Origin of the sequence: Corynebacterium ammoniagenes DSM 20306, from assembly GCF_001941425.1 — a bacterium.
GTDB lineage: Bacteria > Actinomycetota > Actinomycetes > Mycobacteriales > Mycobacteriaceae > Corynebacterium > Corynebacterium ammoniagenes.
Genome location: NZ_CP009244.1, coordinates 1898228 through 1914850 on the forward strand (window position 1 = coordinate 1898228; position 16623 = coordinate 1914850).

At 53.9% G+C, this 16623-nt stretch carries 16 protein-coding genes and 1 pseudogene; 7 read left to right on the plus strand and 10 right to left on the minus strand.

All coding sequences use genetic code 11. The features are described 5' to 3' along the window. Positions 1-245: 245 nt before the first annotated feature. A complete protein-coding gene (locus tag CAMM_RS08625; protein ID WP_040355997.1) occupies positions 246-1487 on the minus strand; it encodes an MFS transporter in 1242 nt (413 codons plus the stop codon). A gap of 155 nt (positions 1488-1642) precedes the next feature. Between CAMM_RS08625 and CAMM_RS08630 the strand changes: the two genes are divergently transcribed. After that, positions 1643-2140, plus strand: coding sequence for a MarR family winged helix-turn-helix transcriptional regulator (locus CAMM_RS08630; protein ID WP_050759879.1), 498 nt, complete (start codon positions 1643-1645; stop codon positions 2138-2140). Positions 2141-2215: 75 nt separating this feature from the next. Beyond that, positions 2216-2617 (plus strand): OsmC family protein, encoded by a 402-nt coding sequence (locus tag CAMM_RS08635; protein ID WP_003848473.1) that lies wholly within the window; start codon positions 2216-2218, stop codon positions 2615-2617. Positions 2618-2739: 122 nt separating this feature from the next. Here CAMM_RS08635 and dapA read toward each other — a convergent pair whose 3' ends face one another. From dapA to CAMM_RS08675, 8 genes and pseudogenes are all read right to left on the minus strand, one after another. Continuing rightward, on the minus strand, positions 2740-3630 hold the full coding sequence (gene dapA / locus CAMM_RS08640; protein WP_003848471.1) for a 4-hydroxy-tetrahydrodipicolinate synthase: 891 nt from the start codon (positions 3628-3630) through the stop codon (positions 2740-2742). A 28-nt stretch (positions 3631-3658) separates the two neighbouring features. After that, entirely contained in the window at positions 3659-5065 is a 1407-nt protein-coding gene (locus CAMM_RS08645) for a flavin monoamine oxidase family protein (protein ID WP_003848470.1), read from the minus strand. A gap of 339 nt (positions 5066-5404) precedes the next feature. Then, complete coding sequence (locus CAMM_RS08650; RefSeq protein WP_003848466.1) at positions 5405-6073, minus strand: GntR family transcriptional regulator; 669 nt, start codon at positions 6071-6073, stop codon at positions 5405-5407. Positions 6074-6147: 74 nt separating this feature from the next. After that, positions 6148-7721, minus strand: a pseudogene (locus tag CAMM_RS13230) (alanine/glycine:cation symporter family protein). A gap of 289 nt (positions 7722-8010) precedes the next feature. Next, a complete protein-coding gene (locus tag CAMM_RS08660) occupies positions 8011-8502 on the minus strand; it encodes an SRPBCC family protein (RefSeq protein WP_075761545.1) in 492 nt (163 codons plus the stop codon). Positions 8503-8615: 113 nt separating this feature from the next. Further along, the gene (locus CAMM_RS08665; RefSeq protein WP_040354847.1) at positions 8616-9380 is read right to left on the minus strand and encodes an isocitrate lyase/PEP mutase family protein; all 765 of its coding nucleotides are present in this window, start codon (positions 9378-9380) and stop codon (positions 8616-8618) included. A gap of 103 nt (positions 9381-9483) precedes the next feature. Next, positions 9484-10191, minus strand: a complete 708-nt coding sequence (locus CAMM_RS08670) for an SCO1664 family protein (RefSeq protein WP_003846199.1) — start codon at positions 10189-10191, stop codon at positions 9484-9486. 5 nt (positions 10192-10196) lie between these two features. Next, positions 10197-10850 carry a histidine phosphatase family protein gene (locus CAMM_RS08675; protein ID WP_003846200.1) on the minus strand — a complete coding sequence of 218 codons (654 nt, stop codon included), beginning with the start codon at positions 10848-10850 and terminating at the stop codon, positions 10197-10199. A 50-nt stretch (positions 10851-10900) separates the two neighbouring features. On the opposite strand from CAMM_RS08675, the gene CAMM_RS08680 reads away from it, so the two are divergent. Beyond that, positions 10901-12307 carry a sigma 54-interacting transcriptional regulator gene (locus tag CAMM_RS08680; protein WP_003846201.1) on the plus strand — a complete coding sequence of 469 codons (1407 nt, stop codon included), beginning with the start codon at positions 10901-10903 and terminating at the stop codon, positions 12305-12307. A 15-nt stretch (positions 12308-12322) separates the two neighbouring features. Then, positions 12323-14296, plus strand: coding sequence for a vWA domain-containing protein (locus tag CAMM_RS08685; protein ID WP_050759824.1), 1974 nt, complete (start codon positions 12323-12325; stop codon positions 14294-14296). Here CAMM_RS08685 and CAMM_RS08690 read toward each other — a convergent pair. Next, complete coding sequence (locus CAMM_RS08690; protein WP_232051058.1) at positions 14293-14955, minus strand: MerR family transcriptional regulator; 663 nt, start codon at positions 14953-14955, stop codon at positions 14293-14295. The genes CAMM_RS08685 and CAMM_RS08690 overlap by 4 nt on opposite strands. A 126-nt stretch (positions 14956-15081) precedes the next feature. Between CAMM_RS08690 and CAMM_RS08695 the strand changes: the two genes are divergently transcribed. From CAMM_RS08695 to CAMM_RS08705, 3 genes are all read left to right on the plus strand, one after another. Next, positions 15082-15522, plus strand: coding sequence for an anthrone oxygenase family protein (locus CAMM_RS08695; RefSeq protein ID WP_003846205.1), 441 nt, complete (start codon positions 15082-15084; stop codon positions 15520-15522). Positions 15523-15742: 220 nt separating this feature from the next. Beyond that, positions 15743-16108 carry a DMT family transporter gene (locus CAMM_RS08700; protein ID WP_003846206.1) on the plus strand — a complete coding sequence of 122 codons (366 nt, stop codon included), beginning with the start codon at positions 15743-15745 and terminating at the stop codon, positions 16106-16108. Next, positions 16105-16422 (plus strand): DMT family transporter, encoded by a 318-nt coding sequence (locus CAMM_RS08705; RefSeq protein WP_003846208.1) that lies wholly within the window; start codon positions 16105-16107, stop codon positions 16420-16422. The genes CAMM_RS08700 and CAMM_RS08705 overlap by 4 nt, the downstream gene beginning before the upstream one ends. The last annotated feature ends 201 nt before the right edge of the window (positions 16423-16623 follow it).

The window sequence follows — 16623 nt, forward strand, 5'->3', positions numbered from 1 at the left end:
TCTGGCCTTGTTCAAGCCAAGCAATTAAGCTAGCAGAAAATTTTTGTTCTCATAAGCCAGACCGCATTTTGCCAGTTCATGCGATTATCAATAGTTAATTATTTGACCATTGCGCAAGCAAGAAAAGCATAAAAGAAGCTGCACACTGATATCTCAGTGCGCAGCCTTAATAAAGAAAACTATCGGAGAACCTCCGGGGCCCTGGCTCCCCCCCCCCCCTGGGAAGCTAGGGGTAAAGCTAATGGTTAATTAGCTAGCCCCATGGTTTCAATGTTTTTAACAACCCCGTGCTTGGCACGTTCCGTACGAGCGTGGGTGCACAGGTAGTAGATTCCGGCGATAACGCCAACGACGGCAAGTACGCCGTACATGGGGCCAAAGCCGATGGCCGATGCCACAGCGCCCAAAATGACTGGACCGAATCCGAAGCCCAAGTCGACGAACAGGAATAGCGTGGAAAACGCGGTGCCGAATTCGCTCTTATCCACCACGCCTACAGAGACAGCTTGCACGGCAGGCATCAAGGTGCCGTAGCCAAGACCAGCCAATACGCCTGCTACGACCACGTGCCAGTTGGCAGTTGATAAAGCCAAGACGACAAAGGATGCAATGAAGAATAAGAGGCCAAAGTAGATCACGACGTTGTCACCGCGACGGTCTTGCAACTTACCGAGGTAAGAACGCATCACAAACATCGAGATGGCATACGCGATAAAGAACAGACCTGCACCGGTGACCACGTCACGCTGCTCGGCGAAAGCATTGATATGTGCGATGACTCCGGAGTACGCAAAGGCCACAAAGAGCATAAACAGCCCAATGGGCAAGACCTTAGGGTTGATGATCGACTTGAAGCTGAACTTCACGGGTGCAGCTGGTTCCCCGCTCTCATCCACATCTGGTTCGGCATCAGAAGTGCGCACGAACATGATGAGTGAAGCGATCAAGGAGACAATGGAAATGCCCAAGACGATGACAAAGAGCATCTGGTAATCAAAGGCGCCAAGCACAAACAGTGCTAGGGCTGGACCGATTGCCGCGGAGACAGTGGTGCCCAGCGCCAAGTAGCCGGTGCCCTCAGAGCGGCGCTCGGAAGGAATGAGCTCCTGGACCATCGCCATAATGGCGGTGACGGAGAATGCATACGCAATGCCGTGGAAGAACCGGTCTGCATAGAGCAGGCCAAGCGAATCAATAGGGATGTACAGCGCACAAGCAATAGTTGTGGCGATAACGGAAATCAGAACAATCTTGCGTCGACCGAAGCGGTCAATAATATAACCCGAGATCAAACGGGAGACGACAGCACCGATAACAATCGAACTCGCGGCGAAGCCGGCTTCGGTTTCCGAGGCGCTGAATTCTTTGACGGCATAAAGCGCCATCGTGGTAATGAGGAAATAAAACACCAAAAACTGCAGGAAGTTGGCGATCCACCCCATCACGAATGTCGGTGTAAAGAGTTTGACCTCTTCAGTTGTTTGCACAGTTCTCCTTACTTTAATTGTTTTGCATCATGCAAAATGCATGCTTAATAAAGGTATACCGGTTTATTGCATCATGCAACTGTGCTGCTAGTATGGAGACTTAAACTACTGTGCTTGATATCAATGCAACTAAACACAAGGAGTGCGCGTATACCATGACAGCGGGTTCACATGATTCCGCCGCAGAAAGTGCGGATCAGGGCCAGGTGATTTTGGATTCCATCGCCTATGAGGTCGTTTTAATTACCCGCTATGCGGTACAAAACCTTCCTGCCATCAAACGCGAAACCATCATGGATCGCAGCGCGCTCATCCTCCTTGCACGCTTGCATAGCCAAGGGCCGATGACCGTTAACGAGCTGGCTGAAGCTTTCGGGCTTAATGTCTCCACCGTGCATCGACAGCTCAAGGCGGCTATTGCCAACGATCTCATCGAAACCATCAATGCCCCCGAAAACCCGGCAAAGCTCCATCGCCCCACCGCTGCCGGCGTGGACGCGCTGGAACATGAATTAGCTGCACGACGTGATGATCTGAAAAAGATTTATGCCGACTGGAGCGAGGAAGAAATTAAAACCTTCGCGCGGCTAATACGCAAGCACAACTCGAGCCTCGAGGCGTATCTAGAAATGCCGTGGCCGCGGCCAGAGTAGAACAAAGCGCACCATTGCCCGGTTAAATTCCCAGCTCACGGCCTAAAAAGTCAGAAATTCTGTTAGCCTGGGGCTATGGCTATGAAAGCAACTCGCACCAATCTCAATGAATACACTGTCACCAACCAGGACGGCACCTCGCTGAAGGTCTCCCCGCACGGTACTCCGGGCGCATTTTCCCCCGGTGAACTTTTGCAGGCAGCTCTTTTAGGCTGCGCAACGTTATCGGCGGATCTGCAGCTGGCGCACATGCTCGGGAAAGACTTCGAGGCAGAAGCTTCCGTGAAATCAACGGAGGAAGACAACCACATCTCGGATATGTTGTTTGAATTCCTCATTCAAACCGAAGGCCGGGATGAACAAGAGCGAGAGAAGATCGTCAAGGCAGCAGCGAAAAAGATTGACCAGCTTTGCATCGTCAAGCGCTCGCTTAACAAGGGCATTAATACCGAAACCGATATCACTGCTGAGCCTTAACGCTCACTTCTTACGGTAGTCCAGGTCATTTTCCGGATATCAGTTTTAGAAATACAAGAAGGCCTCTACCCCACCGGGTTTCTGCATTTTCCGGTGCGGTAGAGGCCTAGAGTTTGCCACTATTAGGCGTTGAGGTTCTTCAATTCCTGCTCGATGCGAGCTGCTGCTTCATCTGACACATCGGCCATCGGTGCGCGTGGGGATCCAATAGGGAAACCTTGGATTTCGAGTCCCTTTTTCACCGCCGCGATAAAAGGCTCGGAAATCATGGCATCAATTGCTGGGTATACCTTGTTCCAGGCAGTGAGTCCTTCGCTGAGCTTGCCGTCCTGAATGAGTTTGACCACTGCGACGATCTCGGCGGGAATCACATTGGCTGCACCTGCCATTACTCCGGCAGCACCTTCGACCAAAGCGCTGTAGATGTAGCTATCCCAACCAATGATGGTGTCCAAGGCATCGGAGTGGTGATGAATAAGCTGCAGGGCCTGTTCCCAATTCGCCGAAGAGTCCTTGATGTAGTGGATATTGTCGAACTCACGCGCCAGGCTTCCGGCGGTATCGGCATCCAAATTCACACCCGTCGCGCCTGGGATGTTGTAGAGCATCACGGGTAGTTCGACTGCATCAGCAACGGTGCGAATGTAAGTGGTGGTCTCGTCCAAGCTCAGTGGTTCGTAGTACGGGGTGACCAGCATGAGAACATCTGCCCCGGAGTCCTGCGCCTTCTTGGATAAGCGAATGGCTTCACGCGTGGTGGTTGCACCAGTTTGTGCGATAACGGGTACGCGGCCTGCGGTGTGCGAGGCAACGGTGTCTACCAATTGGATGCGCTCTTCGCTGCTTAACGATGCAAATTCGCCCGTCGAACCACCTGCAACAACACCATTGACGCCATTATCAATGGAGCGGTCAACCACTTTTTGCAGCAGGTCAACGTCGATATCTTCATTGTCTGCAAATGGGGTGGACAAGGCGGTGAGTACGCCACGAAGTTCTACTTTTTTCGTCATTTCTTTTCTACTCCTTGAAAGTTGGTTTTTAGGCTGCGGAACTGCCAGCTGAGGCTACGGTTGCTGTCGCCAGTGTGGGGTACGAGGGTTGGTGCTCGCGCGCCAACAGGCTGGCTGCACGTTGAGCGGCAGTAAACGCCGAGGTAATGGCAGTTTCGGTGTACAAAGAACCGAGGTAGTCTCCGGCCAAAAAGACGCGCTCTTCAGGTTTCATCAAAGTCTCTTGCAACTTCGCACGGCCGGGGAAGCAGTACGGGGCGCCCAACTCCCAGCGCTGGATGTGGGCTTCCTCGATGATATTTTCAAAGCCGGGCAGTACTTCCGAGAGATCTTTGACGTAGGTGTCCGTGATTTCTGCATCGGCTAGCGGCAACAATTTATTCGCCAACGTTGCTGGCGAGAAGCACATGATGCTGCCACCCTTTTGTCGGTGGGTTTCCGAACCACGAACAATATTGCCCATATTCAGCATGACCGCCATGGAACGTTTCGGGGCAGCAATGCCGTACGCAGAGTCCCATACCTGCGGCGTTGTCTCGTTGGTCAAAAACGCGCCGGCCACGTAAGAGCCGTACTGGACCTTGCCCAGCGCTTCGCGCAGTTCGGGGCGCAGATCGACGCCAATTTTGTGGCTGACCGTTGCCGGTGTGGCCATAATCGCAGTGCGCGCGGTTTCTTCTCGCTCGATGCCGTCTTGGATATAGCGCACGGTGACATGGTCTTTGTGCTGGGTGACTTCCTGAACCTGAGCATTGGTGGAGATCCGATCGCGCAACGCGGCGGCGATGGTCTCCGTCAGAGTCGATGGTCCACCCAAAATGGACTTGGATAGTCCCTGGCCGATATTCCACACGAGGCTGAAGTAGCCAATGCCAGCGCCCGCAGAAATTTCATCTGGGTCTCCAGCTGAGCGCGTAACCGTCGGGGTAAACAACGCTTCTGCTTCCGGGCCAATATTGCCTAGGTAGTCAGCAAAGCTGCGGTCATTTTCAAAGTCGTAAATGCGCTGCTGGCGCTGTTCGCCGGTCTCACCAGGTCGCTGACGCACGACTGCCGCGTAGCGGAAAACGTCCTTGCTGACCTTCATTCCGGCGGTGATCATCGCCGCACGGTCACTAGTTTTCATGGGGATGCGGAACGGGTAGGTCTGCAGTGGACCTTTGAGCAACAGCTTGCCGTTCATATGCGTGCCAGCTAGCGTTCCGGGCACATCCACTGCTCCGGTGCCGGTTTCTATCAGCAGCGTATCGGTAGAAGTTCCGGGGCCGCCAAAGACGTGACCACCCCAATTGAGGAAATACTGTCCGCGCTGCTCGGAGCGGATTCGGCCACCGATACGTTCTGACGATTCCAAAACCACGGTATCCCAATGGCGCAGACGCCAAGCCGCAGATAGACCCGCTAATCCTCCGCCAATAATAATTGCATCCTTCATGGGATAGCTCCTTACTCTTCGTTTGCCGAAAAGTTCGTGGAATTGTTCACTCGGTGCGACTTATTCCACGAGCTTGAATTAGTCGACAGCAATTCTTTGTGAGGAACGTCCACTTTCAATGAGTGCCATCACTGGATTGTTTTTCTGCCTTGTAGGACACAATAATCTGTGATCACAAATCACACAAGCGGTTTGGTTAATAATCTTTCTCAGAATTGACGCCACATGTATTTACGCAGGCAGCAGCACTGACAGTCGTCCATCAGAACCTCATGAGGCAATCAAAAATCCCGACACCTCAATGGTATCGGGGGTTAAGCAGAGAAAATCGAAGGCTGTTTACTTCTCCAAAGCGATGGTAATTCTCTGCGTCGCCGATTCAATCGAGGCTTCAGTAACCTTCGCGGCGGCCTCGGAATCGCCGTTTTCCACTGCCTCAATTAACGCAGGCTGGTACTCCAAAAGCTTGGCAATAATGTCCGCGGACAAATCGCCGCGCGCACCCATGATCTTGAAGATTCGGCACCGATCCCACAGCGAGCGGATTTGTTCCATGAGCACCACATTGCCAGAGGCGGAATACACGATAGTGAGCATTTCCTCATCGAGGTTGAGGTATTCAATCACGTCATTGTGCTCAATCGCCTCACGCAATTGCGTGTATAACTCGTGCAATTTCGCGATATCTTCGGGCTGGACATGCGCTGCGCCCAAGCGCGCGGCTTCAATTTCCAAAAGACCCCGCACGGCATAGATCTGCAGCAGCTCAGAACGCGAAAGCTCTTTGACGATCGCGCCTCGGTAAGGCTGGGTTTCTACCAGGCCTACCTCTTCCAAACGTTTGATTGCTTCGCGCACCGGCATCACGCTAATGCCTAAGTCGGCGGCCAAATCACGAATCTGCAGCCGCCGTCCTGCCTCGTACTCCCCTGTCACAATCGCCGTATGCAAAGCATCGTAGGCTTGATCGCCAACTCGGGCAGTAGCTTGAAGTTTCGAAAGAGGCATGGTGCCACTATAGCGAACACCATGCACACGTCATACTTTTAGCTCCCCTGCGGGATTAAGTTCGATTCTATACATCACTCGCGGGCGAAGATTTTTTCATCGCCTGATTTTTCACTGACTTGCTTATCATGGGCCTGCTTTTCCTCCGCAGCTTCGGCCTTTTTGGCTTGACGCTCGGCAAAGACGGTCTCCCACCACTCCGCACCTTCAATGCCCAAGGCCTTGGGGTCAAAGGTTGGATCCAGCCCGGCCTTGCGTTGACGGTCGTGGTCGTTGACAATCTTGCGAACCTTTGGCGTCAGCAGAAGCACCGCGGCCATATTCAGCCAGGCCAACAGGCCATAGCCAATATCACCCGCGGCCCACATGGCATCGGCGGTGATGACACAACCGATGAAAGAAATTGCGAGGGCACCAACCTTGACGACGTTTTCCAAGAAGATGCTGCGCTTTTCGCCCAGGAGGAAAATCAGATTGGTCGTCGCCACGTAGAAGAAGAACACCTGGGAGGTAAAGGCAAAGAGCAAGATAGCAATGGCTACTGCCACGCTGCCCCATCCCGGAAGCGAAGAGTCGATGGCATGTTGTACAAAATTGGGTCCCGCGATAGCGCCTGGCACATGGTCCACCATCATGTTTCCGGCAGCGTCTTTAACGTGGTAGCTATCTGTTAGCACCACCATGATGCCGGTCGCCATACAAATCAGCAGCAGGTCGATGTAGATGGAAAATGCCTGGATTACACCCTGCTTACCAGGGTGGGAGGCATCTGCTGCTGCCGCGGCGAACGTTCCCTCACCAAAGCCAGTAGCGGAGGCAAAGACCGCACGACGCACACCCCACGCCACGGCGTAGCCGACGATGCCGCCAAAGACCTGGTCCGAACCCATGCCGGGGGAAACGATAAGTGAGATGGCAGCCGGGAGCTTTTCGATGTTCAACACGATGGCAATAACGCCGTGAGCAGGTAGCCCAAAGCCATGAAAGGAACGATGGTCTGCGCTACTTGCACCACGCGTTTGGCGCCACCAATGACGACAACACCCAGCAGGCCAGTGATAACCAAGCCGGTTACCCAAGGCTCAATGCCAAAAGCTTGCTCAGCTGACGATGCAATATTGTTCGACTGCACGCCAGGAAATACAAAGCCGTAGCCAATAAGTGCTGTTAGTGCGACGATAAATGCCAGCCACGGGGCTTTGAGCCCGTACTTGATGTAGTACGGCATGCCGCCGCGGTCTTCGCCGTGCACGCGCCGCTTATACAGCTGCGCTAATACCGCCTCGGCATAGGCGCAGGTCGAGCCGAGTAGGCCGGTGATCGCCATCCACATGATGGCACCTGGCCCACCCATGGCAATCGCGGTGGCCACACCGGCAATACTGCCTACGCCAACGCGTGAAGACAGGGTAAGAGCCAAGGTTTGAAATGATGACAGACCGCCATCGCCTGATTCGCTATCTTTGAGCTGACGAATCATGTCAGGCAGGCGGCGAAATTGCACCGCTTTGGTTATAAAAGTGAAGAAAATTCCGACTGCTAAAGCAAAATACGCCAGCGGATTCCAAATCCAGTCGCTGACCGTAGTCAAAAGGCTCATGAGCACTTCCATCCGGTTAGTGACACCCATCACGGAGGATGAGCTCATGCTATACAACTCTCAGGACTTGTCAAGGAAAAGTCACAAAATTTATCCAAAAAGCGCAAATATCCCGAATATTTATACAAACCCTTGTGTCCGGGCGCACAATGATATATATTTGTGATCACACATCACATATCGTGCGGGATTTCCGCAGTGCTGGTGATGTAATCCAAGTGTCCCCACTCATCTGACACCCACGCGAGGACATCTACCCCACGTTGAAAACTTCTCGCGCGGTGCAGAAAACTTTGTTCCTGCACCGCGCGACTGACAAAAAGGAAGCTATTAACTTCTAACTTTCATTATCGCGAACGTCTACTCCACGTTCGGCGAAAGCTTTAAAATCTCCCATGTGCATGCGTTGCTGCTTGCGAAATGACCTCTTCATTACTGGAGCAAGCACGCGCATAACCAGTGAATCGAAGCGGTATTCATTATCGCTTTCCCACAACGTGCGATCCGGTTCCAGCTCAATGAAGCGTTCTTTGGCCATGCTCCACATGCCCTCTGCTTCAAGCTCCCGGTCGTAATAGACGGTTTGCGTTGGCTGCAGATCCTCTAAATCTTGTGGTTCTTGCCGCACGACGGTTTCTGTCGCGGTCATCTCTTGACCGTTGGTATCAAAGACAACCCTAGAGGTAGTACCCACCTCACCGTGTTTGCCATTCGTGGGAGTGTGCGAGACCAACCCACGAAGCCACTTCGGGATGACATCGATATCGGAAATTAATGCGACCACTTCTTGACGCGGCAAGTTAATTTCAATTGCTTCGGTGTACTTCATCGCCTACCTTTCACTACCCCACTTAATACGTCATGCCCTGTTGACGGTGTCCTTTTCTAACCGCCAACAGGGCATGTCTGGATCTAAATATATTAAAGCTCTAAGTAGTTATTTTAGATCCACTTCTTAAATTGCTCCGCAGAGGTAGCACCCAGCCACTTCTGCCATAGTGGACCGAAGGTGATGCGCCGAACGCCCAAATCCTTCAACGCGGTGAGATCGCCTGCGCCATGACCATCTACCGGGTGCGCGGTGACGTTGACCGGCACAGTCACGGTATCAACCAGGGTTTGCACTTGTTCCGCAGTGGTCAAGGCAACTGGATAGACCGAGCGTGCGCCAGCTTGTTGCATCAGTTGAATACGCTTGGCTGCCTCGGCCAGCGGATCCTCGAAAACATCGGTGCCCAGACGCACAGCGTCAGTGCGCCCGTTGATGACAAAGTTAATTTCAGCATCATCAGCGGCTTGGCGTGCCGCCGCGATATAGTCGGCGTGCTCTTGTGCTTCACGGACGCGGTTGCCTTCGGTGTGCACAACATCTTCAATATTGGCGCCAACAGCACCGGCCTCAATGAGGCGGTTGATAAGCGTTGCAGGATCGAGTCCATAGCCGGATTCCACGTCCACGGAGACGGGAATGCCAACCTGCTTCGTAATCTTGGATACCACATCGAGGTATTCGGAAAAGTCCATGTTTTCACCATCGGAGCTACCGATAGCGTCAGCCACGGGGTGGCTGCCGATCGTCAGTGCCTCGAATCCTGCTTCTTCTACCACTGCTGCGGACCAAGTGTCCCAAGCGGTGGGCAGAACTAAAGTCTTGCCGGTTTCATGTGCATGTGCGAGCTTCGCGGCGAGTTGTTGAACGTCAGTCATGTCGTGCTCCTTAGGGTCCCAGCCCTGCGCAGATACGTAGGGCTTCACAATGTGCTGCGTCTAATCGCCACTGTACATAAATCCACGCTTTGACCTCTGTCTGTTAGACCAATGGCCACGGAAATTGCCGGTGCGATTGTGGCCGCGGAAGAAACGGCAGCCGGATGATCCGCGAGGCGCGTCGTTGTAGCGCTTCGATTTCCATGGGATGTAACAGCTCCCATAACTCCGCGGGGACATCGCTAAGCAAAGGCTCTACTGCATCAAGTAACTGCTCGGGAATTAAGTGACCACCGAATTCCCACATCACGGTGCGCAATTTCGGCTCCACGGAAAAGCACAGGCCGTGGTCAATGCCCCAGATATGATCGTCTTCTAAAAGTACGTGCCCGGACTTTCGGTCTGTATTATTGCAGAGCAAATCAAAGACCACCATGCGAATGAACTGCTCATGTAAATCTTCCCGGCTATCTACCAGCGGAAAGTAGTGCTCGCCGTTGTTGTGAATAAACCACTGCACCGAGCCAATCCCCGCCGGGCCATCTTCAATAATCACGGTGGGCGGAACGATATGCCAGCCTAAGTATTCACTGAGCACGAAAGCCGCGCGTTCTCTTTTATATAGCCCGGGCGGAAAATCCCACAGCGGTTGCTCGCCTGCTTCTGGTTTGTACACAGCCCAGGCGTAATCATCATCTAATTCGAAATCCACGACGAAACCGATATTGCTTGATTCCACGAGCTGCTGAACAATACCCATCTCGCCAGCGTTGAGGATTTCCAATTCACGGTCAAAAGGCGGAGTGATCACAGCTGTTATTCTTTCGCCTCTTCCGGCTGACGCAGATAGGACAAAGAACCCGTGCGCGAATTCGTCAACAGCATGCGCGTGTGTTCTTTTCCAAACTCCACGGCGGAGACCGATGCAGTATCAATATGAATCTTTTGAAAAGAATCCAACGGGGTACCCACGAAATGAGCCACGGCGGCCTTGATAGTATCCGCGTGGCTAAACGCCGCGATCACTTCACCGGGGTGGCGCTGGGCAATGTCGGTAACGGCTTCGACCATGCGCTCTTGCATCTCGACAAAGCTTTCACCATCTGGAAAGCGAAAAGTCGATGGGGAATTTTGCACTTCTTTCCACGCGGGAAGTTTATTGAGCTCGGTGAGCTTCTCCCCTGTCCACTGGCCAAAGTCGCACTCAATCAGGCCGTCGTCGATAAGCAATTCCTGCTCCTGCGCTGCCACCGTGGGGGCAGCGGTTTCCTGCGCGCGTTCCATCGGTGAGGAATACACCGCCTGTAAATCCAAACCCTCTAACCGCGAGGAAACATCACGGGCTTGTTCGTGCCCGCGCGGCGCCAGATGCAATCCCGGCGCACGGCCCGGTAAGACTTGCCCGGTGGTGGGAGTCTGCCCGTGGCGAATGAGTAAGACAATCGTGGATGACTCTGCAGCCTTCTTCATGCCCAGCAGCCTACCCCGGGAGAATTTTTTAACACCGCGAATCAAAATTTATGACTAGGGTGAGGGGTGTGAGTCTTCCACCTAATCTTTCCACGGTCGGTGAGCTGAAGGCCGCCGGCTACCAACACCGTTCTCTACGTGCCGAAATCCGGGAGAACCTCTTAACAAAGCTTCGCAATGGCGAAGACCCTTGGCCCGGATTACATGGTTTAGAAAACACCGTCATCCCGCAGGTTGAGCGCGCGCTAATTGCTGGCCATGACATCGTGCTTTTGGGCGAGCGTGGCCAAGGCAAGACCCGCTTGCTGCGTTCAATGACAGCATTGCTGGATGAATGGATTCCCATCGTCGCCGGTTCTGAACTGCGCGAAGATCCATTTGCCCCCATCACGGATGCCACCCGCGAGCGCTTAGAGCGCGAAGGCGATGAACTTGCTATCACCTGGGTACCGCGCGATGACCGCTATGCCGAAAAACTCGCGACACCCGATACATCGGTCGCTGACTTAATTGGTGATATTGACCCTATGCGCGTAGCGGAAGGCCGCCGCTTAGGAGATCCGGAAACCATCCACTATGGCCTGATTCCTCGGTCCAACCGCGGCATCGTCGCCATTAATGAGCTGCCGGACTTAGCCGAGCGCATCCAAGTATCCATGCTCAATGTCATGGAAGAAAAAGACGTCCAGATTCGCGGCTACATGCTGCGCCTTCCGCTGGACGTGCTGGTTGTGGCCTCAGCCAACCCTGAGGATTACACCAACCGCGGGCGCATTATTACCCCGCTCAAAGACCGCTTTGGTGCGGAAATTCGCACCCACTATCCGCTGGCGCTGGACGATGAAATCGCGGTGATCCGCCAAGAAGCCAACCTCGTGGCTGAAGTGCCAGATATCCTGCTGGAAATCCTGGCTCGCTACACGCGTTCCTTGCGCGAATCCTCCGCAGTCAACCAGCGTTCCGGTGTCTCCGCGCGCTTTGCCATTGCGGGTGCTGAAACCATCGCCGCCGCAGCGCTGCACCGCGCTAGCATTCGCGGCGAAAAAGATGCCGTGGCACGACTGGTGGATGTCGAATCTGCTGTTGAGGTACTCGGCGGCAAGATTGAATTCGAATCCGGCGAAGAAGGCCGCGAGTGGGACATTTTGGAATACACCTTGCGCACATCGACGGCGGAAGCGCTGCACGCAACCTTGCGCACGCTCGATTTCAATCCTCTTATCGCTGCCTTGGACGGAAGCATCACGGTGTCTACCGGCGCTAATGTCTCTGCGAAAGAATTCCTGGATGGCCTGCCTGATTTGGGCGAGACCACTTTATATGACGATATCGCCAAAGCCTTTGACGCTACTTCTGAAGGCTCACGCGCTAATGCGATTGAGCTGGCTTTAGAAGGGCTTTTCTTGTCACGAAAAATTGCCAAGGACTCCGGCGAAGGCGAATCCATTTACGGTTAGGAGCACACCTTAGCCATGACCCATCCCATTGGCCCCCGCGATCGTTACGGTCGCTCCGGTCGCCGCACGCGCTATAGCCGGTACGCCGGCGGCCCAGATCCGCTCGCACCACCGGTGGACCTTACTGATGCGCTCAACGATATCGCGGAAGATATCATGGCCGGCTACTCTCCTGAGCAGGCATTGCGCGAGTACTTGCGCCGCGGTTCGCGCGGGCAAGACGGGTTTGATGAGTTGGCGTGGCAGGCCGCGCAGCGCCGCAGGGAAATCTTGGAACGCAGCAACCTTGGCGGCACGTTGCAGGAGGTCAAAGCATTGCTTGACGATGCCCTCTTGCAAGAACGTGCCCAGCTCGCCCGAGATATCGATATGGATGATACCGATCGGGCGTTTCGCGAGCTGCAACTGGAAAACCTGCCGGAATCAACACCGGCCGCTGTCTCCGAACTAAATAATTATGACTGGCAGTCCACGGATGCCCGCGAGAAATTCGAGCACATCCGGGATCTTTTAGGCCGCGAAATGCTGGACCAACAATTCTCCGGCATGAAACAAGCCCTCGAAGGAGCGACCGAAGAAGATAAGCAAGCCATTACGGAAATGATCCGTGACCTCAATGAGCTGCTGAGCAAACACCGTGAGGGCACCGATACTCCAGCTGATTTCGCAGACTTTATGGCCAAGCACGGGGAGCACTTTCCAGAAAACCCGCGCGATATCAATGAGCTCATTGATATCTTGGCCCAGCGTTCTGCCGCTGCACAGCGCATGCTCAATTCCATGTCTGAAGAACAGCGCAATGAGCTAATGCAACTATCGGCGCAAGCATTCGGCTCACCAGAGCTGCAAGGGTTGCTGGGAGATCTTGCGGGCAATCTCCAAGGGCTGCGCCCCGAGCTGGATTGGTCCGGATCGGAAGAATTCAGCGGTGACGAAGGCATGGGTCTGGGTGATGGCACAGGTGCTATGCAAGACCTGGCTGAACTCGACCGTCTTGCGGAACAACTCCGCCATGACCATACCGATTTAGACCTTGATGCCTTGCGCCGGCAGCTTGGTGATGATGCCGCGGTGTCAGCTGAGCTACTGGACAAGATCGACCGCGCGATGCGCAATAGCGGGCTATTGCGCCGGTCCGCGGACGGAACGTTGAAGCTTAGCCCCCAAGCAATGCGGCGATTAGGGAAAAGCTTGCTGGAAGATGCCGCAACGCAGCTTTCGCCTCGTTCTGGGTCACGGGATTCGCGTCTGAGTGGTGTGAGCATTGAACAAACCGGATCATCTCGTCCCTATGAGTTTGGTGATACTCAACCGTGGGATGTCACCCGCACGATCACCAATGCCATTCAAAGAACCGCTGGAACCGATGAGCCGCTGAAACTGACCGCGAATGATATTGAGGTCGTCGAAACCGAACAGCGCACCCAAAATGCAGTCGCGCTCTTAGTCGATACCAGCTACTCCATGGCGGCGGAAGGCCGCTGGGTACCAATGAAGCAGACTGCCTTGGCGCTGCATCATTTGATCAGCACGCGCTTTCGCGGGGATGAGTTAGCGATTATCACCTTTGGCCGCAATGCCATGAGCACCGATATTGATGAGCTCACCGCGCTTCCACCCGTGCAAGAACAGGGTACTAACTTGCACCATGGGCTCTTGCTGGCGGAGCGGTTCTTTGCACGTCATCCCTCGATGCAGCCCACGCTGCTCATCGTGACCGATGGTGAACCCACGGCCTATCTTCAACCAGATGGGCACGCCTGGTTCAACTGGCCCACGGATCAATACACCATGTTCTCCACGGTCACACAGCTGGATAAAGTGACCAAGCGCGGAACCCGCACGACCTTCTTCCGTCTCGGACACGATCCGGGGCTAGAACACTTCCTCAACCAGCTGGCCGATCGCGTCGATGGGCGTGTGGTTGCCCCAGACTTGGATGGCTTGGGGGCTGCGGTCGTCGATGAGTATTTGAACTACCGCTTTTAAGCCTCATCCCTTCCGCCGAAGGTCTTTCCCGCGTGGTGTTGTTGGGCCAGCAGGATGAGGGCATCGAAAAGCGGCCCGCGCAATGTTGTGCCCAACGCCATGCGGCGTACGACATCGGGACCCGATGTTGCTCCCGACAGCGTCGAAATATCAGTCTCGCCGACCTTATCGGCTGCCTCCACATAGTCGGCGAGGTGATTGACCGGAGCACTGAGGTTTTCTTTGCCAATCTCGACGAGAGCTTGCGAGGCCATGCGGTAGGCGCCGGATTGTTTATATACCCGCCAGCCGCGCTTTTCTATCTCGGTATCCAATAGCTCTTGGGCCGCGCTCAGCCCATCTTCGGAGTCTGTGTCCTCGGCAATTTCTCCGACCAAAGCTTCTTGCGTGCGTCCCATGGCCTCTTGGACGTTGCCACCACCATCGACAATATTTAGCACTTCGCGGATAGTTGCCAAAGGTAGTTTCGCCACCTTGGATAAACTGCGCACAATACGAATGCGCTCTACGTGTTCATTGCCGTACAAAGCCTGGTTAGCGCTGATAGCTGTGCCCGGCGCGAGGAGGCCTTCACGCAGGTAATACTTAATTGTGGGGACACTGACTCCTGTTTTCTCGGAAAGCTCAGCCATGCGAATGCCCTCGTGGTTGTGTGCCATCTGCCCCATACTCCCCTGCCCTTGCCGGCATAGTTCACTTTTAGACTTTTACTGGACTACTGTAATACACCGTAAAAGATAGATATCTTCACTATCTGTCATTTCTCACAGGAAAGGGGTCAGCACATGAGCTGGCTTGCCGCTGTAACAGTGCTTATTACGGGATTTTTCGGATCTGCGGAATTTGCCTCCACCGCTTTTGTCCACCCCATCATTCGCAAGCTCGACCCCGACACCCAATTGCTATTTGAAAAGGGACTGCTCACCACCTTCGGGAAAGTCATGCCCTTTGGCATGACGCTGGGCGTTATCCTCACCATCGCCTTGGCAGTAGACCACACCAACTACTTCACCATTTCTGCGGCAATCGCCTTAGTAGTTGCGCTGATCGTGACCATTTTCGGCAACGTTCCCATCAACAAAGCAACAGGCGACATCACCGAAACCTCCGCGTCCAAGAAATTTCTTGCCATGCGCCGCACGTGGGACCGGTACCAACTTATTCGCGGCAGCCTCCAAGTTTTAGGTTTTGTCCTCATAGTTATCGGCGTGACGTTGTCGGTCTGACTGAATAATTCGGATGCGCCGCAGGCTAACGCTATAATTGATGACTCTGTTGATTAACGCGTGAACCGATGCGTTCCGCGATAGCCTACGAACAATACTGGGATCAACAGGCTCAACAAGGCTTCTACATCAAGATATTTCTCCCCCGGCGGATCTGAGATTTTCTTAGACTTCGCACTGGGATTACTCAATGGTTCAAGTTCTGTAAGGGAGGACAATATTGCCCAATCAAGCAAAGCAATGGGTATATCTCGCCGGTGCGATTTTATGTGAGGTTAGTGGCTCACTATCGCTGAAGGCGTCGTTGAATAACTCATTATTTTATATCCCCGTAGTTATCGGTTTTCTCGCAGCTTTTACCTTTTTGGCTGCGGTCTTGCGCGCGGGGATGCCCTTAGGTGTTGCCTATGGAATATGGGGTGCCAGTGGCGTCGCACTCACCGCAGTTATGTCCAACGTACTTTTTAATGAGCCGCTAAACGGGATCATGCTCCTGGGCATCATGATCATTATCGCCGGCGTGCTCTGCGTCGAACTAGGTTCACAAGCTGCGAAAGCGAAACTGGAAGAAAAGGTGGTTGCGTGAGCTGGTTATATCTCACCGGAGCCATCCTATTTGAAACCTTCGGTACTGTCTCTTTGCGCCTGACCATAAATAAAAAGGTCTGGTACATCGGAGTGGCTATCGGCTATCTTGTGGCATTTACCATGCTCAGCTTAACGCTGAGCTCCGGAATGGGCCTTGGGGTGGCGTATGGCATCTGGGCGGCCGCGGGAGTGGCACTCGCTGCTATTATCAGCCGCTTCCTTTTCAAAGAACCCCTGACACTTTTTATGTGCTTCGGCATCATGCTGATTATCGCTGGTGTTTTATGCGTTGAAATTGGTGCTTCCCAGTAGCCCTCGGGATAGCACGCAATTGCGCCCCAGCCAGTTCGCCATAAGCCTATGACTCCATTACAGTAAGTCTGCGTATCTGCCTGCAGTATCTGCCTGCACAAAGGCAGCATGAGCGGCAAGAAGCTACTCCCTTATTTTCTTAGCCGCTTCACGTGTCTGCACAATCGCGCAGTCACGCAGCCGCCGGCGCGGCACATAGCG